Source organism: Arthrobacter sp. 2YAF22_2 (genome assembly GCF_052114645.1).
GTDB lineage: Bacteria > Actinomycetota > Actinomycetes > Actinomycetales > Micrococcaceae > Arthrobacter.
In genome coordinates this window covers 1-18225 of the sequence record NZ_JBFRFD010000013.1, presented here as the reverse complement: position 1 = coordinate 18225, position 18225 = coordinate 1, and the positions used below count along the sequence as shown (strand labels likewise).

The 18225-nt window shown below is 67.2% G+C and carries 21 protein-coding genes and 1 tRNA gene; 10 read left to right on the top strand and 12 right to left on the bottom strand.

The window, feature by feature from the left end:
- Nucleotides 1–78 precede the first annotated feature (78 nt).
- Nucleotides 79–423, bottom strand: coding sequence for a GNAT family N-acetyltransferase (locus tag AB4Y86_RS01455; protein ID WP_441399656.1), 345 nt, complete (start codon nt 421–423; stop codon nt 79–81).
- A complete protein-coding gene (locus AB4Y86_RS01450) occupies nt 420–1754 on the bottom strand; it encodes an acyltransferase family protein (RefSeq protein ID WP_441399655.1) in 1335 nt (444 codons plus the stop codon). The genes AB4Y86_RS01455 and AB4Y86_RS01450 overlap by 4 nt, the downstream gene beginning before the upstream one ends.
- A gap of 142 nt (nt 1755–1896) precedes the next feature.
- Between AB4Y86_RS01450 and AB4Y86_RS01445 the strand changes: the two genes are divergently transcribed.
- The 5 genes from AB4Y86_RS01445 (at nt 1897) to AB4Y86_RS01425 (ending at nt 5121) form a co-directional block, all read left to right on the top strand.
- The gene (locus tag AB4Y86_RS01445; protein WP_441399654.1) at nt 1897–2748 is read left to right on the top strand and encodes an SGNH/GDSL hydrolase family protein; all 852 of its coding nucleotides are present in this window, start codon (nt 1897–1899) and stop codon (nt 2746–2748) included.
- A gap of 86 nt (nt 2749–2834) precedes the next feature.
- Nucleotides 2835–3044, top strand: a complete 210-nt coding sequence (locus AB4Y86_RS01440; protein WP_441399653.1) for a dodecin — start codon at nt 2835–2837, stop codon at nt 3042–3044.
- 18 nt (nt 3045–3062) lie between these two features.
- Complete coding sequence (locus AB4Y86_RS01435) at nt 3063–4034, top strand: aldo/keto reductase (protein ID WP_441399652.1); 972 nt, start codon at nt 3063–3065, stop codon at nt 4032–4034.
- A 206-nt stretch (nt 4035–4240) separates the two neighbouring features.
- On the top strand, nt 4241–4504 hold the full coding sequence (locus AB4Y86_RS01430) for a GlsB/YeaQ/YmgE family stress response membrane protein (protein ID WP_441399651.1): 264 nt from the start codon (nt 4241–4243) through the stop codon (nt 4502–4504).
- 110 nt (nt 4505–4614) lie between these two features.
- Nucleotides 4615–5121, top strand: coding sequence for a hypothetical protein (locus AB4Y86_RS01425; protein WP_441399650.1), 507 nt, complete (start codon nt 4615–4617; stop codon nt 5119–5121).
- 21 nt (nt 5122–5142) lie between these two features.
- Here AB4Y86_RS01425 and AB4Y86_RS01420 read toward each other — a convergent pair whose 3' ends face one another.
- The 5 genes from AB4Y86_RS01420 to AB4Y86_RS01400 all read right to left on the bottom strand — a co-directional run bounded on the left by AB4Y86_RS01420 (nt 5143) and on the right by AB4Y86_RS01400 (nt 8163).
- The gene (locus AB4Y86_RS01420) at nt 5143–5955 is read right to left on the bottom strand and encodes a putative protein N(5)-glutamine methyltransferase (RefSeq protein WP_441399649.1); all 813 of its coding nucleotides are present in this window, start codon (nt 5953–5955) and stop codon (nt 5143–5145) included.
- Nucleotides 5956–6092: 137 nt separating this feature from the next.
- The gene (locus AB4Y86_RS01415) at nt 6093–7022 is read right to left on the bottom strand and encodes a serine/threonine-protein kinase (RefSeq protein ID WP_441399648.1); all 930 of its coding nucleotides are present in this window, start codon (nt 7020–7022) and stop codon (nt 6093–6095) included.
- On the bottom strand, nt 7019–7321 hold the full coding sequence (locus AB4Y86_RS01410) for a hypothetical protein (RefSeq protein ID WP_441399647.1): 303 nt from the start codon (nt 7319–7321) through the stop codon (nt 7019–7021). Before AB4Y86_RS01410 ends, AB4Y86_RS01415 begins: the two co-directional genes overlap by 4 nt.
- 123 nt (nt 7322–7444) lie before the next feature.
- Complete coding sequence (locus AB4Y86_RS01405; protein ID WP_441399646.1) at nt 7445–7948, bottom strand: MarR family winged helix-turn-helix transcriptional regulator; 504 nt, start codon at nt 7946–7948, stop codon at nt 7445–7447.
- A 142-nt stretch (nt 7949–8090) separates the two neighbouring features.
- Nucleotides 8091–8163 (bottom strand) — tRNA-Lys (locus tag AB4Y86_RS01400).
- A 225-nt stretch (nt 8164–8388) separates the two neighbouring features.
- Between AB4Y86_RS01400 and AB4Y86_RS01395 the strand changes: the two genes are divergently transcribed.
- The 3 genes from AB4Y86_RS01395 (at nt 8389) to AB4Y86_RS01385 (ending at nt 11034) form a co-directional block, all read left to right on the top strand.
- A complete protein-coding gene (locus AB4Y86_RS01395; protein ID WP_441399645.1) occupies nt 8389–9045 on the top strand; it encodes a hypothetical protein in 657 nt (218 codons plus the stop codon).
- Nucleotides 9046–9397: 352 nt separating this feature from the next.
- A complete protein-coding gene (locus tag AB4Y86_RS01390; RefSeq protein ID WP_441399644.1) occupies nt 9398–10015 on the top strand; it encodes a DUF47 domain-containing protein in 618 nt (205 codons plus the stop codon).
- A gap of 2 nt (nt 10016–10017) precedes the next feature.
- The gene (locus tag AB4Y86_RS01385) at nt 10018–11034 is read left to right on the top strand and encodes an anion permease (protein WP_441399643.1); all 1017 of its coding nucleotides are present in this window, start codon (nt 10018–10020) and stop codon (nt 11032–11034) included.
- 42 nt (nt 11035–11076) lie between these two features.
- Here AB4Y86_RS01385 and pstB read toward each other — a convergent pair whose 3' ends face one another.
- The 4 genes from pstB to pstS all read right to left on the bottom strand — a co-directional run bounded on the left by pstB (nt 11077) and on the right by pstS (nt 15254).
- The gene (gene pstB / locus AB4Y86_RS01380) at nt 11077–11856 is read right to left on the bottom strand and encodes a phosphate ABC transporter ATP-binding protein PstB (protein ID WP_441399642.1); all 780 of its coding nucleotides are present in this window, start codon (nt 11854–11856) and stop codon (nt 11077–11079) included.
- A gap of 42 nt (nt 11857–11898) precedes the next feature.
- The gene (gene pstA / locus AB4Y86_RS01375; protein ID WP_441399641.1) at nt 11899–13008 is read right to left on the bottom strand and encodes a phosphate ABC transporter permease PstA; all 1110 of its coding nucleotides are present in this window, start codon (nt 13006–13008) and stop codon (nt 11899–11901) included.
- Complete coding sequence (pstC, locus tag AB4Y86_RS01370) at nt 13009–13941, bottom strand: phosphate ABC transporter permease subunit PstC (protein ID WP_441399640.1); 933 nt, start codon at nt 13939–13941, stop codon at nt 13009–13011.
- A gap of 194 nt (nt 13942–14135) precedes the next feature.
- Entirely contained in the window at nt 14136–15254 is a 1119-nt protein-coding gene (pstS, locus tag AB4Y86_RS01365; protein ID WP_441399639.1) for a phosphate ABC transporter substrate-binding protein PstS, read from the bottom strand.
- Between the two features lie 260 nt (nt 15255–15514).
- Here pstS and AB4Y86_RS01360 point away from each other — a divergent pair, with 260 nt between their 5' ends.
- Nucleotides 15515–16642 (top strand): FUSC family protein, encoded by a 1128-nt coding sequence (locus AB4Y86_RS01360; RefSeq protein ID WP_441399638.1) that lies wholly within the window; start codon nt 15515–15517, stop codon nt 16640–16642.
- A gap of 21 nt (nt 16643–16663) precedes the next feature.
- Here the strand turns inward: AB4Y86_RS01360 and AB4Y86_RS01355 are convergent, their stop codons facing one another.
- Complete coding sequence (locus tag AB4Y86_RS01355; protein WP_441399637.1) at nt 16664–17461, bottom strand: hypothetical protein; 798 nt, start codon at nt 17459–17461, stop codon at nt 16664–16666.
- 163 nt (nt 17462–17624) lie between these two features.
- Between AB4Y86_RS01355 and AB4Y86_RS01350 the strand changes: the two genes are divergently transcribed.
- The coding region (locus AB4Y86_RS01350; protein WP_441399636.1) for an AAA family ATPase at nt 17625–18225 on the top strand (601 nt) is incomplete at its 3' end.

The following is an 18225-nucleotide window of genomic DNA, read 5'->3' as shown; positions in this document are numbered from 1 at the left end:
CTCCAAAAAGACTCGTCCTTGAGCCAACTGCATAACTCAACCTCAACCATACGGACTTGTCACGCGGCTCACAAGCGTTCAGGCCCCGGCGGGCGCCTGTTCGGGCCAGTCGATGCACTGGTTGTAGGCATCATGTTTGCGCAGGTAGCGGTAGACGTAGGGGCAGTCCGGGATGATCCGCTTCCCGGAGGCCACCACGTCGTCCAGTGCGAAGTGCACCAAGACCCCGGCCAAACCTTTTCCCTTGAACTTTTCAGCGGTTTCCGTGTGGATGAAATCGATGTGGCCCGGCCGGTCGATGTAGCGCACCTGGACCGCGAGCTCGCCGCCGACATGCAACTCGTAGCGGTGCAGGGCATCGTTGCGGCTCGTGAAGACGTCCGTGGCGAACGTGTCTTCAGTACCTACCGAGTTCTCCGTCATGGTTCGACATTGGCACTTAACGGCGGGTGTGGCAATGCCAGTCCGGATCCGCCCGGACCACTGTGGGAGGAGCCCCGTGCCGGAACCCGGCCCAGCAGCAGCACGGCCAGAGCGAAGCAGACTGCCCCGCCGCCGAGCAGTCCCACCGTCAGGCCGTTGAGGGCCGCGTCGGCCACCGGGATGAAGACCACGACGGCGGCTGTCACCACGGCGACGGCCGGCCGCGCGCGCGATGGGTCAGTCGACGTCGGCCGCTGTTCCAGCCGCCCGAACACGGCCAGTACCGGCAGCAGCAGGCCGACGACGCCGAGCAGCACCAGGGGCCTGGTCCACCACCAGGCGGCAGTTCCCCCCGCAGGCTGTGGAAGACCGGAGAGCAGGATCAGGCCGGAAATGCCTGCGAGGAGTGGCAGGTGCCAGAGGTAGACGGTCAGGGAATGGCGTCCGGCCCCGGCCAGCAGCCTACGGACCAGGGCTCGGGCCGCCAGCCGGACCAGTACGGGCCGCAGCAGTTGCAGCGACGCGGCCTGGGAGACGGCCAGGAGGAACAGCGGCAGGTTGGGCGGGTTGAGGTTGACGAGCATGTTGCCGGAATACAGCCGCAGCAGCACAAGCAGCCCGAGCAACAGGTTGCTCGCCGCCACAAGGCCGAGCAGTCCGGACGGCCCGATCCCCGGCATCCTCCGGTCGGCCACGAAGAAGCCGAGCTGCTGCACAGCGCACCACAGGAAGACCATGTTGGCGTAGGCCAGCCACGCCAGCGCACCACGGGCACAGTCCACCGCCACCACCAGGGAGACGAGGGCGGCCAAGGTCAGCCAGGGCGCACGGTCGTGCAGCGCGGACAGCCACGGGAGATTCAGCTGCGCCGCGAGGTAAGCGGCCAGGAACCACAACGGCATGCCCGCGCCGCTGGCCAGCAGCTGGATCACCTGAGGGTCCACGCCGCTGAGACGCGCGGCCCACAAGCCGATAAACATGGCGGCCAGCAGCACCGCGGCCGGGCGGATCAACCGCAACAACCGGCCCTGGACGAATTCGATGGCGTTGCCGCCGGCCGATCGCAGCCGTCGCCAGGAATGCAGACCGGTGACGCCGCCGGCGACGAAAAACAGGGGCATCACCTGAAGCACCCAGACCACGGGCTCGAACCAGCGCTGCTCCCCCAGAGTGTTTTGGGAGCTCACGGTGCCGTCCGGGTGCAGGACCGGGCTGACCATCATCGTGTGCCCCACCACCACCAGCGCGAGACAAAAGAACCGGGCGAGGTCTATCACCAGGTCGCGCTCCGGCGCAGCTGCTGCTGCTTCACCGCTTGCGGGCTGCTGCATGGTGTTCCTTACAGTTGCGGCCGGTTCAACGTCCGCTTTCCTCCATTGTCGGCCCAGCCCGCGGGATCGCAAGGCTTAATCCCCGCTCGATAGGGACAAAAGGACCTAGTGGCGTCGGCCTTTCCGGCGTATTGCTGGAAAGGTGAACGCGGCCAGCTTTATCAACCCGGCAATCGCCCGCAAAGGAGTCCCCGCCACAGCGCCCGGCCCCTGGAAGCGCTACGTCGCGCTAGGCGACTCGTTCACCGCCGGCATAGGCGATCCCGAGCCACTGAACCCGGGCGGCGTGAGGGGCTGGGCCGACCGGATCGCCGAGGAGTTCACTGCCTCTCGCCCGAACTTTTCCTACGCCAACCTGGCGATCAGCGGTCTCGTGCTGCAGCAGATTGTGGACCAGCAACTCGGCCCGGCGATCGCCCTGAAACCGGACCTCGTCACGCTTTCCGCCGGCGGAAACGACCTGGTCTTTCACCGTCGCGATCCCGACCGACTGGCGGTGAGCCTGGACGAAGCGGTGGCGGCACTCTCCGCCACCGGCGCCACCGTCGTGCTTTTCACCGGACCGGACTGGGGCGATACGCCGCTGTTCAACCACATCCGCGGCAAGGTGGCCGTCTTCAACGAGAACATCCGGACCATCGCCGTGCGGCACCACGGCGTGATCGCCGACTTGTGGACGCTTCGACAATTGAGCGACCCGCAGATGTGGGATCCGGACCGCCTGCATTTCTCGCCGCTCGGCCACCACACAATCGCCAGCATGGTGCTGGATACACTGCACGTCCCGCACACCCTGCAGCCGCTGCAGCCCAAACCCCTGCCGGCCGGTAACTGGCGGGCGACGCGGGCCGGCGACCTCGCCTGGGCCACGCACTACCTGCTGCCCTGGATGATGCAGCGGGTACGGCCGCGCGGCGCCGACGGTCCTCCTGCCGCGAAACGCCCCGAGCCGGGCCCGGTCTTCCGCGGACCCGGCGAAGCAGCACACCCCTAGCCTGGCCGGAAACTGTCGGCTAACCTTTCGGCACGGCTCCCAGCCGTAGACCTGAACGGCCCGCAGAACGATCATGAGGAGCGAAGTTGCCTAATCACACTTACAGCATTTCCGAAATTGTCGGGACCTCGAACGAAGGCGTGGACGCCGCCGTCCGGAACGGTGTCTCCGAAGCCGCGAAAACGCTGCGGAACCTGGACTGGTTCGAAGTCAAGGAGATCCGCGGGCACCTCGAGAACGGCGAGGTCATCGACTGGCAGGTGACGATCAAGCTCGGGTTCCGGCTGGAGCGCTGAGGTCCGGGAGGTCCCCGCATGCAGTACAGCCAGCTGGGCCGGTCCGGCCTCAAGGTTTCCCGCCTCTGCCTGGGCACCATGAAYTTCGGKCCGCAGACCGAGGAACCTGCCGCCCACGCGATCATGGATTCCGCCCTCGACGCCGGCATCAATTTCTTCGACACGGCCAACGTCTACGGCGGGTCCAAGGCCCGGGGCTGGACCGAGGAGATTGTCGGCCGGTGGTTCGCCAAAGGTGGCGAGCGACGTGAGCGCACGGTGCTCGCCACCAAGGTGTACGGCACCATGTCGGACCGGCCCAATGAGTCCAGGCTTTCGGCCCTGAACATCCGCCGCGCCCTCGACGCCAGCCTTAAGCGCCTCGGCACGGACTACATCGACCTGTACCAGTTCCATCACGTGGACCGGAACACCCCTTGGGAGGAGATCTGGCAAGCCGTTGATGTCGCGGTGCAACAAGGAAAGATCCTCTATTCGGGCAGCAGCAACTTCGCCGGGTGGCACCTGGCCCGGGCGCAGGAAGCCGCGGACCGCCGGCATTCGAACGGCCTGGTCAGCGAGCAGTCCATCTACAACCTGCTGACCCGCAACGCCGAACTCGAGGTGATCCCGGCAGCACAGCAGTACGGCCTGGGGCTCCTGCCCTGGTCACCGTTGAACGGCGGGCTGCTAGGCGGAGTGCTCAAAGAAGAGGACGCCGGCGTCCGCAGGTCGGAAGGCCGGGCCCTGGAAGCTCTCAAGAAGCACAGTGACCAGATCCGCCGCTACGAGGCCTTCGCCGAGGAGCTGGGCCACGAGCCCGCGGCGCTGGCATTGGCGTGGTTGCTGCACCAGCCTGCGGTGACGGCGCCCATCGTCGGTCCGCGCACCCAAGAGCAGTTGGACGCCGCCCTCCGGGCGCTCTCCATCGAGCTCGACGTCGAAGCCCTCCAGAGCCTCGACGCCATTTTTCCCGGCCACCGGACGGCACCCGAGGATTATGCCTGGTGAATCCGCCGGTATCCGACGACAGCGAGATCGGGAAAGCTTTTCCCAGCACGGAACAGCGGGAAATTCCCCGTGAACAATAGGATTTCCGCAGCTCTCGCGGCTACCGAGTGGCGTTTTGATAGTAAGCATGATTAGTATTTAGACAGAAGGATGAAGCGCACCCGGCAACCCGGGTGTCTCCTCAATGAAAGAGAAGGGCCAAAATAATGGGTTTTTTCGCATTTCTGATTCTGGGTCTTATTGCCGGTGCAATCGCTAAGGCTATCCTGCCGGGGCGTCAGGGCGGTGGCATTTTGATCACCCTGCTGCTCGGCGTCGTGGGCGCCTTCCTGGGCGGCTGGCTTGGCGGATTGATCTTCGGCACGGGACTGCAGGAATTCTTCTCACTGACCACGTGGCTCCTGGCCATCGTGGGCTCGATCATCGTCCTCCTGATTTACGGCATGATCACCAAGCGCACGGCCCGCTAAAGGCTGAAGCTAACAAAGGCCGGTCCCGGGGTTTCCTGGGGCCGGCTTTTGAGTAACCGGACAAATCATCCGGGGCATAACTTCCAGAGCAGCAAGAGCAGGAGTACAGCATGAAAGGCAAGTTTCTTTTCGGCACCGGTCTCGCGGCAGGTTTCGTCCTCGGATCCCGCTCCGGTCGGGCTGCCTACGAAAAACTCAAGACCCGGGCAACCGGCCTTTGGGATAGCAAGCCGGTCCAGGACAAGGTGGCGGCCGCTACCGAGGCGGTCAAGGAAAAGGCCCCCGACCTGTCCGGCCAGCTCAGCGAGGCCGCCCGTCGCGCCGCCACCGTCATCAGCTCCGCGGTTCACCGGGACGACACGGCCTCCGGCTCTGCAGCGTCCGTGAAGCCTCCGGCCGCAGGCGGCACCCCGTCCGACGGCGCCGTCCCCGCCCACAGCACCCACCCTGAGACAGCGAACCTGGGGACGTCCGGTGGTGCTCACACTTCCGTGGACTCCGCGCCCGATGTCCGCTCCGATCCGGCTTTGAACGATGAGACCGGTCAGGACTGGTCGGATGAAGGCGGCGCTACGCCTGCCGGCCCGGCCACCAACGTGGACCCGGAGAAACACTGACAGCTCCGGCCCGGGCGGCCACTAACCCTCCTTCGCGGCAGGAACGCCGGCCAGCACGACGGTGGCGTCCAGTTTCCGCGAGCCGAACACACGGCCGGAGAGCCCGCTCCCGGCGAGAATCTTGACGGTCTGCGGCGCCTGCCGCCGGCTCGTTTCGATCAACAGATGGCCGCCCGGCGCCAGCCACACTGGCGCGGCGGCGGCTATTCGCCGTTGCAGCTCCAGCCCGTCGGGGCCGCCGTCTAACGAAACCCGCGGTTCGTGCAGGCGCGCCTCAGGCGGCATGGTGCCGATCATTCCCGAGGGAACGTAGGGCGCGTTGACCGCCACGAGATCCACCCGGCCGCGGAGCCGCTCGGGCAGCGGATCGAACAGGTCGCCCTCGTGTACTTCTCCCCCCAGCGGGAGCAGGTTGCGCCGCGCGCAGGCGGCGGCGGCGGGGTCGACGTCGGCGGCGTGAAGCTCAAGCGGCCCGGCTGCGGCGGCGAGCGCGGCACCGACGGCACCCGAGCCGCAACAGAGATCCACGACCACTGGCCAGCGCGGCGCCGGGCGGGCGCTTAGGAGCCGCGCCGCGCACTTGACGAGGTACTCGGTCCGGCGGCGTGGCACGAAGACCCGGGGGTCCACCAGGATTCGGAGTCCGCAAAACTCGGCCCAGCCAAGCACATGCTCCAGCGGCAGCCCCGAGACCCGTTGGCGGACAAGCCCGTCGAGTTCCGCGCCGGCGGCGGCTGCTGCTTCCAGCAGGACCGCCTCATCTTCGGCGAAGACGCAGCCGGCGGCGCGGAGCCGCCCGACCAGCTCGGGCCGCGGTGTGGCGCGAGATCCCATGGCATCATCCCTTTCCACCGAAGCTGCAGTCAGCAGGTCCTGGAAGCCCCATGCTATCCAAGCGGAAGGGCGCCGCCGGGCGCGCGGGCGCCGGGGTCGGGCCTGCAACCTCGCCTTGGAGCCTTCCGGGCTACGCCTCAGCCTGCCAGGCGGAGCGGGGGCAGCGTCCGGGCGGGAGCGAGCCTGGCGGCGAGTTTGTGCGCCGCGACGGCCGAGGGCCGCGCTTCGGGATCCATCGCGGTCATGGCCGTCAGCAAGGACACCCAGCCCGTACCGAGTTGGGCGGGGATTTCCGGGGCGCGGAGCGTCCGGGCTACGAGCGACTCGACGGGCGTCCCGGGATAGGCCCGGACACCCGTGAGGCACTCGAGCAGCACCAACCCGAGTGCATAAATATCGGTGGCAGCGCGGAGGGGCTGGCCGGAGGCCTGCTCCGGGCTCATGTAGTGCACCGTGCCTGACGACTCGCCGGGTGCCGGTGCCGTGCCGGCCGGAGTGGCGATGCCGAAGTCGGCGAGGCGCACCGGGGATCTCCTTAGCGCACTGAGCAGGATGTTGGCGGGCTTGATGTCGCGGTGTACCAGTCCGTGCCCGTGGACGTGGCCGAGGCCGGACAGCGCGGCGGCTGCCCAGCCGGCCACCTCCGCAGAGCCGGAGTCGCCGCCGCGGATCCGTTCGGCCAAGTCTCCGCCATGTGCGAATTCCTCGACCAGGAAGGGCCTGCCCGCCCACGGACCATCGCCGGGGACCGTGCCCGCGGCGATGAAGCTGACAACTGAGGGGTGATCCAGGGACGCGAGGATTCGCGCCTCGGCGTGGATCCGGCTCGCATGTTTCTCGGATGGTCCCTCGGCCACCTTGATGGCCACCAGGCGGTCGTTGACCAGGTCCGTGCCACGGAAAACGGTGGCGGTTGCGCCCCTGCCCAGCAGCTCGTGCACCTGGAACCGGCCCCCGGGGGCGTCCGGTAGTGGCAGGATCGTGGCGTTGAGGCCGGCGCCGGTGGTCGTGGCCTCCGGACGGATGGCCGCGCCCGCGGGTAGCGTCACCGCCGTCGTGGCGCTCACGAAAGGGCGGCCAGCGAGTGGCGGGTGTGGACGATGCCGTCGAGCTGGAACCCGCAGGAGCAACGCCACACGGGCGGCAGTGGCGCTGAATCAGTGCCGGCGTCGAAGGAGTAGTCCGTCCTGGCGCCAAGGACCGGGGCGGTCCATCGCATCGGGGTGCCGCAGTGGCGGGGCGCCTGGCCAGCCGGGTCCGACGGCAGCGTGGGAACTACGACGTCCTGCCCTGGGGCGGACCGGCGGGCGGCCAGCCGTGCCACACCGGCCCCCGGGGTTCCGGTGATCGTCAACACTTTAGCCACGACTCCTCCACACACGCTCATCCGACAGTTAGTAAGCCTACATACGACTTAGTAAGCATACATATCACTAGGTCAACTAGCTAGTTTTGTATCCGGCAGTTTTGTGCGAGTTCGATGTCCTGCTCAGTGGCGTCGCGCGGGGCCATCCAAGGCCTCGGTCATGCGCTGCAGGAATCCCACAACGACCCGGCTGTCCTCGGCACTGAGCTCTTCCGCTACGGCCAGCATCCGACGATGCATGTCGCCGAGCGTGGCCCGGACTTCCGCGTCGGTGCCCGCCGTCGGAACGATCACCAAGGAACGCCGGTCGGTGGGGTGCGGCTCGCGGCGGACGTGTCCACTGCCCACGAGCCGGTCGATCAGTGAGGTGGTGGACGCGGTGGTGATGCCCAGGCGGCGGCTGAGATCCTTCGGCCCCACCTGGTCCCCCGCCGACTGGGCGCGTAGCAGGTACCGCAGGGCCAGCAGGTCGGTCTCGCCCATGCCCATCGAGTCCCGGGTGGCCTTACGGGTGGCCACCTCGGCGGCGCGGTAGTTCCGCAGGGCGTGCAGCACGGCCGAGGCGGGATCCAGCCGGCCCTCCGGGCCATACCAGTACCCCGAGCCTGCTGCGCTGTCCGAGTTCATGCGGCAATCCTAGCCCGACTGATAACTAGGCTGTCGTGCTATCTGTGGGAAACCCTGCACGAGGAACCCGCCGGGATGCATAAAAACCCCTGGCCTCCTGTCGCCAGGATGCCAGGGGTTTCTCCACTCTTCGCTAAAAGAGTGGGCCCTGTGGGGATCGAACCCACGACCCACGGATTAAAAGTCCGATGCTCTACCAACTGAGCTAAAGGCCCCGGCCGACACCGTCAACGGCAGAGAATTCCCCCGTAAGACGGGCACGTCGGCCCAGTCCATTTCTGAACGTTAACACTGTACCCCAGACCCGGGCAGGCTTTTTCACCCGGCCCGACACGCCGGCGTCGACCGGCTCCCCGCAGCCGTCCCGGCGGCACTCCGGTGTCCTCCCGGCCGCCGGGACCATCCTCGATTCCCGGAATACACAGGAGTAGCGTGGTGGCATGAACGAGCAAGCAGGAGCCAGCAGCCCGGGACCGCACCGACACCACAAGCCGAAGCCCTTCGCGCCGCTCGACTTCGAACCGTTCGCCGGCGGCGCCGATCCGGCGCGAGTCTCGGAAGCCGCACACCTCGCGGCGCAGGCGCTGGTACGCCGCGGCCGTGACAGCGACGACCCCAAGATCACCCGGCGGCTGGTCAAGCTCGCGGATGAACAAGGCCTCGATGCCATCGCCGAGATGTGGGCGGAGAGCCCGGCGCGCTCCCTCCCCGGCGCCCTCTGGCGGCTCTACGCCCTCCGCGCCGCGGCGATCCGGGATCCCGAACGGATCTCGGTCTACTTCCGGGCCGGCAAGGACACCGCGCAGGTTTCCCACGTGGTAGCCGGCGCCGCCGAGCCTCCGGGTGCCGAGGAAATRAAGTCAATGGCGGACGCCATTCTGTCCGGGGCGTTCGACGGCGACTTCGACGTCGCGCTGGAGCGCTCGGCGGCCTTCTGCCGGGTGGTGGCGTTGGGCCAGGCCACGCTCGCCGACAGTGCGGAGCACAGCAACGCGAACCACGCCAGCAAGCTCACGCGGAATTCGCACCTCCTGGTGAAGACCGCCGAGGACTTGGAACACGCAGCGAACGCTTGGCGGCTGGGCGAGCTGGACTAGGGCCTTTTGTGCGCGCACGGCCCGGGAATCCGCGAATTTAGCGCGGCTCTTCGGTACTGTCAAGACGCACGCCGGGCCCGCACTGTCAATGTTGACTTGGTCCCCCCGACGTAGAAAACTAAAAGCGGTGCCGAACCGCGAAACCCCCGGGCTTCAACAATTAGCCGCCTAGAGCGGCCTACCGCCGAGAGGCGTATCCGGTTCGGCACCATTTTCATGTCTCCGGCCGGGCGGCGGGTCCCGGCAGTTCGAGTCCGGACGGTAAAGTAATGTATATGCGCGGGTCATCGTCACGTTCCAGGACCGGCAGACAAGCCCCGTGTAAGCCTCGTCCGGAGACCGGTAACCCCACGTGAAGCTACGCCTTTTCCCCCAGGAGCCCGTCGGGCTGAACCTGCTGTCCCAGATGGCCCACCAGATAGTCCTGGGCACGGGAACGTTTGCCGAAATCCTCGGCGCCCCCGCGAGCGAGCATCCGCGTCTCGTTGAGGACATGCACAATCACGAGGCGAAATCGGCCGAGCTGCACTTTGCCCTCCTGACGCACATGCGGACCAGCTTCCTGAACCCGCTCCCCCGCGAGGATATGTACGGGCTGTCCCGCTACCTTAACGAGGCGATGGAGAAGCTGGACGCCGCCGCGGACCTCGTCCTCCTGTACAAGCTGGAGCGGCCGCCCAAGCGCGCGGCCGAGCAGCTGGAAATCATCAGCCGGCAGGCCGAGCTGACGGTCGACGCCATGCGCAAGCTGAACGACCTGGATGACCTGGAGGACTACTGGATCGAGATCCTCCGGCTTACCAAACGGGCGGAACGCACCCACCGGGTCTGGGTCGCGGACATGCTCAAGGACATGAAGTCGGCCCAGTACGCGCGCCACCGCGACGTCGCGGACCAGCTCGTGGACGTCACCAAGGACATGCGGCGGATCGCCACCCAGGTGGGCAGCATCATCGTCAAGGAATCCTGAGGGTGACCATCGTTTTGTTTGCCCTGGTGGTTCTGTTCGCCGGGGCGTTCGCCTTTCTCAACGGTTTCAGGGACGCTTCGTCCTCGGTTGCCCTCGCCGTCCGGACGCGGGCCCTGACTCCCACCGTGGCGGTTCTCCTGGCCGGGTTGTTCAACTTCATCGGCGCCGGGCTCAGTGCGGGCCTGGCTTTGGCGGTCAGCCGGGCCTGGGTGGTTCTTCCCTCCGGCGGGAACGGCCTGACCATCCTCATCGCCGGACTGCTCAGCGCCGTGCTCTGGGGTCTCTACACCTGGTGGCGCGGCATCCCCTCCTCCTCGACGCACGCGCTCGTGGGGGGCCTCGCCGGCGCGGCCGTCGCCAGCGTGGCGGTGGGCCACCCCGGCGTCGCGGGCGTGGACGAGTCCCTGCTGTTCCAGGTGGCGTTGCCCCTGCTGCTGTCCCCGGCCATCGCGTTCGCGGGCGCCTACCTGCTGGTCTGGCCGGCCACCTGGGCGGCGCGCTACACCCCGCCGAACGTGGTGAACACCAGGTCGCGGCGGGCCCAGGCCATCGCCGCGGGCGCAGTCGCGTTTGGCCACGGCCTGCAGGACGGCCAGCGCACCAGCGCCGTCGTGATCCTGGCGATGGTGGCGGCGGGACTGCCCGACGGCGGTTCCATTCCGGCCTGGGTGGCCCTGCTGACCGCCGGCATGCTGACCGCGGGCACCCTGGCGGGCGGCTGGCGGATTGCCTACACCATCGGGTATCGGATGATCCGGATCGATCCGTTGCGCGGCTTCGTTGCGCAACTGTTCAGCAGCGCGCTGCTGCTGGTTGGCGCGATCGGGCTGTATTGGCCGATCTCCACCACCCATACCGTGACCTCTGCCGTGCTGGGGGCGGGCGCCAACCAGAGGTACCCGGCAACCAACCAGAGGGTGGTGCTCCGGATCCTGGCCTTCTGGACTCTGACCCCGCTGGTCACCGCCGCGGCTGCCTTCGTGCTGGGACTCGCCCTGTCGCCCCTCACGGGCCTTTAGGGACTCGTCGGTTGTTCCCAGCGCCGGGTTTGGCGGGCGGGTTTATCCGAAGCGTCCCGAGACGTAGTCCTCGGTGGCCTTCACGGTCGGGTTGCTGAAGATGGTGTGGGTGTCGCCGTATTCGATCAACTTGCCGGGCTTGCCGGTACCGGCGATGTTGAAGAACGCGGTCTTGTCCGAGACGCGGGCTGCCTGCTGCATGTTGTGGGTCACGATCACCACGGTGTATTCGTCCTTGAGCTCGTTGATGAGGTCCTCAATGGCGAGCGTGGAGATCGGGTCCAGCGCGGAGCAGGGCTCGTCCATCAGGATCACCTGCGGCTCCACGGCGATGGCGCGGGCGATGCAGAGGCGCTGCTGCTGGCCGCCGGACAGTCCCGAGCCCGGCTTGGCCAGTCGGTCCTTGACCTCGTTCCAGAGGTTGGCGCCGCGCAGCGACCGCTCCACGAGTGCATCAGCCTCACCCTTGGACATCTTCTGGTTGTTCAGCTTTACGCCGGCCAGCACATTGTCGCGGATCGACATGGTCGGGAACGGGTTGGGCCGCTGGAAGACCATGCCGATCTGCGATCGCACCGTGACCGGGTCCACGCCGGGACCGTAAAGGTTGTCGCCGTCAAGCAGCACCTCGCCTTCCACCCGGGCGCCAGGGATGACTTCGTGCATCCGGTTCAGGGTCCGCAGGAAGGTGGACTTGCCGCAGCCGGAAGGGCCGATGAAGGCCGTGACGGACTTGGGGTCAATATTGATGTTGACGTCCTCGACGGCAAGGAATTTGCTGTAGTAGACGTTCAGGTCTTTGACGTCGATGCGCTTAGACATGCGGTTCCTTCACTTGTGGAGATGGAGGCGGGTGCCGGCGGCCTAGCGGCCGGTCTTCGGGGCGAAGATGCGGGCCACCAGGCGGGCGCCCAGGTTGAGCAGCATCACGAGGATGATGAGGACCAGGGCCGCGCCCCAGGCACGCTGGTCGGAGGGACCCGGGTTGGACGGCGAGGTCGGGTTGAGGATCTGCGTGTAAATGAAGGTGGGCAGCGAGGCCATCCAGCCGCCAAACACGTTGTTGTTGATGGACGTGGCGAACCCGGCGGTGACCAGGATCGGGGCGGTCTCACCGATCACCCGGGCGATGGCGAGGGTGATGCCGGAGGCGATGCCCGAGATCGCCGTCGGGATCACCACCTTGAGGATGGTCCGCCACTTGCGCACGCCGAGGGCGTACGCGGCCTCGCGCAATTCGTTCGGGACGATCTTGAGCATTTCCTCGCTGGAGCGGACCACCACCGGGATCATCAGCACGGAAAGCGCGACGGCGGCAACGGCTCCGGTCTTCGTGCCCGGGCCGACGACGGCGAAGAAGAACGCCGCGGCGAACAGGCCGGCCACGATCGAGGGGATGCCGGTCATCACGTCGACGAAGAACGTGATGGCGCGGGCCAGGGCCCGATCTTCGCCGTATTCGACCAGGTAGATCGCGGTGAGCAGGCCAACCGGGACAGAGATGACGGTGGCGAGCAGGGTGATCTGCACGGTGCCCACCAGCGCATGGTAGATGCCTCCCACCACGGGGGCGCCTGCGTCGACGCTCTTGTTGTCGAACGCGCCGGTGACGCCGTTCATCGACGTGCCCAGGAATCCGGGGTCCAGCAGGCCCGGCAGGCCCTTGACCAGTACGGTCCAGATCACCGAGATCAGCGGCAGCAGTGCGATCAGGAACGCGCCGACCACGAGGCAGGTGGCCAGTTTGTCTTTGGCCTTGCGGGAGCCTTCCACGGCTGCGCTCCAGCCGACCAGCCCGGCTGCGAAGAGGATTGCGGTGGCGACGCCCCAGCCGAAGGCGTTGAACCCGATCAGGGCCAGAATGGCGGCGCCGATGACGAGCGCCAGGGCCAGCACGATGTAGGGCGCGGCCTTGGGCAGCTGGCCCTTGGTCAGGGCGGAGCGCTTACGCACCGGGGTCAGGGTGGAGGTCATTTAGTTGGCTCCCGAAAATTCTTTGTGCCGGGTGATGATCCACCGAGCAATCATGTTCACGCCCAGCGTGATGACGAACAGCACCAGGCCGGCGGCGATCAGCGTGCTGACCTTCAGGCCGCTGGCCTCCGGGAAGTTCAGGGCGATCTCGGCGGCGATGGTCTGGTTGCCCGATGTGATGAGGCTCGCCGTGAGGGCGCCGGAGGAGAGCACCAGGGCGACGGCCATGGTCTCGCCCAGGGCGCGGCCCAGGCCCAGCATCACGGCGCTGACGATGCCGGGGCGGCCGAAGGGCAGCACGGCCATCCGGATCATTTCCCAGCGGGTGGCGCCGAGCGCGAGGGCCGCTTCCTCGTGCAGCTTGGGGGTCTGCAGGAAGATTTCGCGTGTCAGCGAGGTGATGATGGGCAGGACCATGACGGCCAGCACGATGCCCGCCGTCAGGATGGTCTTGCCGGTGGCCGAGGCCGGGCCCTGGAAAATCGGCAGCCAGCCCAGGTTGTTCGCCAGCCAGTTGTAGAGCGGCGAGATTTCCTTGGCCAGGAACGCGGCACCCCAGGCGCCGTAGACCACGGAGGGGATGGCGGCCAGCAGGTCGATCACGTAGCCGAGGCCGGAGGCCAGTCCCCGCGGGGCGAAGTGCGAGATAAAGAGCGCGACGCCGATCGCGACCGGCGTCGCGATCACGAGCGCGATCGCGGCGGCGATCAGGGTGCCGATGACGATCGGCCAGATGTAGGCGAAGAAGCCCTGGCCGCCCTGGATCTTGTCCGGCGACGCCACGAGGGCAGGGATAGCCTGGACGACAAGGAAGAGCGCCACGCCGAAGAGCACGGCAAGGATCAGGCACCCTGCGGCCAAGGTGGCTCCAGAAAAGACTTTGTCGCCGGCGCGGCCGGCGCCCCGGGACTTGGTCAGGGAGGTGGTGGTCACTTCACGATCCTTCAGCTTCGATCTGCACCGGCGGCCAAGGGGATCTCTCCGGGCCATTGGCGGTGAATCTTTTGGTACTTCGGACAAACGCCTAGGTTCCCTGCCCCGGGCGGACGGTCAATAACCGCCTTTTCGGAACAGGGAACCTAAGTCAGGCTGGTGTTTCCACTATGCCTTAGTAGCGCAACAGATCCCTAGGCCTTGGCCTTGATGGTTGCAATGGACTTCTGCGCCTTGTCCTGCAGGGTCTTGGACAGCGGCGCGGACTTGGCGGCGTCGGCTGCGGCCTTCTGGCCGGCGTCGGACGTTACGTAGTTCTCGAAGGCCTTGACCAGGTCTGCGGTTTCCTTGGTGTCGTAGGTGCTGCACACGACGTGGAAGGAGACGAGCACGATCGGGTAAGCGCCCTCGATCGTGGTCTTGCGGTCCAGCTTGATGGAGAGGTCGTTGGCGTTGCGGCCGTCGACCGGCTTGCCGGCGTCGACAGCCTTGGCGGCGGCGTCTGCGGAGATCTTGGTGAACGAACCGCCGACCTTGATCTGGGCGATGCCGAGCTTGCCGCTGACGGCGGAGTCATCGGCGTAGGTGACGGCGCCGGGGGTGTCCGTAACCGTCTTGACGACGCCGGAGGTGCCCTTGGCGTTTTCGCCCTTCAGGGAGGCGGGCCAGATGCCGGAGGACTTGTCGGTCCAGACCTCGGGCGCGGCGGCGGCGAGGTAGTCGGTGAAGTTGGTGGTGGTGCCGGAGTCATCCGAGCGGTTCACCGGGGTGACCTTGAGGTCCGGCAGCTTGGCGTCCGGGTTCAGCGCGGCGATGGCCGGGTCGTTCCACTTGGCGATCTGGCCGCGGAAGATCTTGGCCACGGTGGGAGCGTCGAGCTTGAGCTCCTTGAGGTCGGGCAGGTTGAACGCGACCGCGATCGGGGAGATGTAAACCGGAATGTTCAGGGCGCCGTCGGGGCCGCACTTGGCCTGGGCGCTGGCAAGCTCAGCATCGGTCAGGTAGGCATCGGAGCCGGCGAACTGCGCCGAGCCGTCGATGATCGCCTTGCGGCCGGCGCCGGAGCYGTCCGGGGAGTACTGCACGTTGGCGCCCTGGTTGGCGGAGGCGAAGTTGGTCTTCCACACGTCCATGGCCGCACCCTGCGCGGAGGAACCGATGCCGGTCAGCGTGCCGGTGACCTTGACCGAGGAGGACGGCGCTGCCGACTGCGCGGTGTTGGTGGCGTTGTCGGAACCGCAAGCGGTGAGCGCGAGAGCGCCGGCTGCGATGACAGCGATGGCCGAGTTGCGGCCGAAGCGTGATGCCTTCACTAGATGTACCCCTTCCAGGGTTATTCAGATGCGTGCCGGACCGGAGACGTCCGAACAATAAGACGGTGGATACGGTTTGTACCTTTATCGAAGTTAGGTGTCCCAAGTGAAGAGAACTGTGGTCCAAAGTGAACGGCAGGTTAACTACTCCCGACCATTCGCCAACATCTGACGGGTTGCTGTTGCGTTAGCTGCGTCACAGTCGTAGGGGCTCCGCCGTGCGGCGCGGTGCACTGGAGCCAGCAAATAGACTGGTGGGCATGGCCTCCGCTACTGGATTCACCGCAAGCGCACGATTCCTGCGCGGCCGGGCCCGCACCGGTTTTATCCGGAGCCGCAAATCGCTTCTACCCGCCGTCCAGATGACCGCCTGCGCCGTCGGGGCCTACGCCTTCGCCGAGTACGTCCTGGGCCACACCGGCCCCTTGTTTGCCGCGACCTCCTCCCTGATTGCTCTGGGCTTCTCCCGGGATCCGCGGCTGCGCCGCGTCGTGGAGGTGGGCCTGGGCTGCACCCTCGGCATTGTGGTGGGCGACCTGCTGCTGAATTGGCTGGGTGCGGGGATCTGGCAGGCCGCCGTCGTGCTGCTCTTCTCGATCCTACTGGCCCGCTTCCTGGACAGCGGGACTATCTTCACCACCCAACTCGGCCTGCAGTCCCTCCTGGTGGTGCTGTTGCCGGCCCCGGCCGGCGGCCCCTTCACCCGGAGCCTCGATGCCGTGGTGGGCGGCGTGTTCGCCCTGGTGGTGACCTTCCTGATTCCCAAGGATCCGCGGCGCGAACCCCGCAACGACGTCAAGAAGCTCCTGCATGAACTGGCGGAGGTGCTGCGGGAGTGTGCCTCGGCCCTGAGCCACAGCGACTCCACCCAGGCCTGGCATGCGTTGATCCGCGGCCGCAACTGCCAGCCGCTGGTCGATTCCATGCGCCAGACCCTGCGTTCCTCCGGTGAGGTCGCCACCCTGGCCCCGGCCTACCGGCGCTACCGCGACGAGCTGGACCGGCTGGCGCAGTCGGTGGACTTCATCGACCTCGCGCTGCGCAACAGCCGCGTGTTCGCGCGCCGGCTCACCAGTGCGATCAACCACGCCGCGCTCTCGGACGAGGCCACCGAGAACATTGCCGAGGTCCTGCAGGAGACGGCGGCCGCGATCGATGAGCTGGGGCTGGGCCTGGCAGAGGTGCACGACGGCGCCCGGCGAGCCCACCTGCGCACCGCGAAGGTGGAGTTGAGCGAGACGGCCGGCCGGCTGCACCCGCGGCTGCTGGACGTGCAGCGGCTCGAGGGCGAAACCGTGGTGATGCTTTTCCGGCCGCTTATGGTGGACCTCCTCGAAGCCACCGGGATGGATCCGGATGAGGCCCGGGACATGCTGCCCTCCCTATAGCGGGGCCGGCGCTCGGAAGTACTAGACGCAGGAGCGGTCGTAGTCCAACCCGCCCGAGACGTATTGGGTCAGGGATACCTGGCCGCCGCCGGTGAGCGCGGTGTCGGAGCATTTGCGTCCGGCCACGGCCAGGGACTTGGCGCCGGCGAGCCAGCTCGGCAGCGCATAGAGGTTGCTGGAAGACGGCACCGCCCCGACGATTTGGTCCCACTGGCTTCGGGTGGAGTAGAGGCCCGTCCGGGCTCCAATGCTGGCGTAGTAGGCTGCCATGCCTTCGAGATCCGCGCGGTTCGCCAAAGTGTCCGTTGACCAACTGCTGCCCGTCTCGACGTCAAGCCACCATGTGTAGGACGACGGGTTGTTCACGCCCCTGATGTTGGCATCGTCGTAGGCCTTCGCGAAACCGTACATATACGAGCAGGCGGGCCCGTAGGATCCCTGGTTGCAGTCCCCGTACGGGTTGGTCACGGTGGTCCCGCCGTAGGTGTTGCTGGTGGGCCACCATGATCCGGACGCGCCGGGATTTGCGGTGTTGACGTACAGGGCGACCAACGGCTGGCCCGTGCCGCCCTTCGACGTGCCGGCCCACGTCAGCTGTGTGCTGAGGCACGGGTTTGTGGTGTTGGCCAGGCCGTTGTTCACGCCGACAATCCCGAAAGCCTGGCCTTTCGGCAGCGCCTTTCCGCACTGCGGCCACGACACGTCGTTGCCGGGCCCCGGCTGGGTGGCCGCCTCGGCCGGCAGGGCCACCAGCGTCAGCAGAGCTGCTGCGGCGGCGACCAGGAGGACCCGGAAGCGCCGCGGGGAACCAGTGTGCATACGAGGGGACATCGTCGGCCTTCCGGTTGGGCCTTCCTAGCGAGACAGAATCYCAGCATGAACGGAACCGTCGTCCACGGTCAAGGCTTTGCCGCACCCGCCCGCAGTCCGGACTTGAGCCGGCGGACCCTCGAACGTCGGTGCCCCCGGTTAGGGTGGAGCAATGGCAACAAAGACTTCCCGTGCCGTCAAGGCACCGGGCTATAAGTGCGCGGAATGCGGCTGGACCACTGTCAAGTGGGTGGGCCGGTGCGGCGAGTGCCAGGCCTGGGGCACCGTGGAGGAGACCGGCGGCGCTGTGGCGCGGACGACGGCGGCGACCACCGTCCTGGAGCCGGCCCGCCGGATCGCTGACGTCGATGCCACCACGGCCGCATTCCTCCCCACCGGCGTGGACGAACTGGACCGGGTGCTCGGTGGCGGCCTGGTCCCCGGCGCGGTCATCCTGCTGGCCGGCGAGCCCGGCGTGGGCAAGTCGACGCTGCTGCTGGACGTCGCCGCCAAATTCGCCCGCACGGCCCAGGACGTCCTGTACGTCACCGGCGAGGAATCGGCCGCCCAGGTAAAGCTGCGCGCGGACCGGATCGACGCCGTCGCCGAATCGCTTTACCTGTCCGCCGAAACGGACCTCGGCCAGGCGCTGGGACAAGTGGAGAAACTGGAGCCACGGCTGCTGATTGTGGACTCGGTGCAGACGCTGAGCAGCGCCGACGTCGAAGGCAGCGCCGGCGGCGTCTCCCAGGTCCGCGAAGTCGCGGCCTCCC

Coding starts and splice junctions, on each gene's coding strand:
- AB4Y86_RS01455 (WP_441399656.1), bottom strand. CDS start 423: ATGACGGAGAACTCGGTAGGTACTGAAGACACGTTCGCCACGGACGTC.
- AB4Y86_RS01450 (WP_441399655.1), bottom strand. CDS start 1,754: ATGCAGCAGCCCGCAAGCGGTGAAGCAGCAGCAGCTGCGCCGGAGCGC.
- AB4Y86_RS01430 (WP_441399651.1), top strand. CDS start 4,241: ATGGGTTTTTTCGCATTTCTGATTCTGGGTCTTATTGCCGGTGCAATC.
- AB4Y86_RS01425 (WP_441399650.1), top strand. CDS start 4,615: ATGAAAGGCAAGTTTCTTTTCGGCACCGGTCTCGCGGCAGGTTTCGTC.
- AB4Y86_RS01420 (WP_441399649.1), bottom strand. CDS start 5,955: ATGGGATCTCGCGCCACACCGCGGCCCGAGCTGGTCGGGCGGCTCCGC.
- AB4Y86_RS01405 (WP_441399646.1), bottom strand. CDS start 7,948: ATGAACTCGGACAGCGCAGCAGGCTCGGGGTACTGGTATGGCCCGGAG.
- pstB (WP_441399642.1), bottom strand. CDS start 11,856: ATGTCTAAGCGCATCGACGTCAAAGACCTGAACGTCTACTACAGCAAA.
- pstA (WP_441399641.1), bottom strand. CDS start 13,008: ATGACCTCCACCCTGACCCCGGTGCGTAAGCGCTCCGCCCTGACCAAG.
- AB4Y86_RS01360 (WP_441399638.1), top strand. CDS start 15,515: ATGGCCTCCGCTACTGGATTCACCGCAAGCGCACGATTCCTGCGCGGC.
- AB4Y86_RS01355 (WP_441399637.1), bottom strand. CDS start 17,461: ATGCACACTGGTTCCCCGCGGCGCTTCCGGGTCCTCCTGGTCGCCGCC.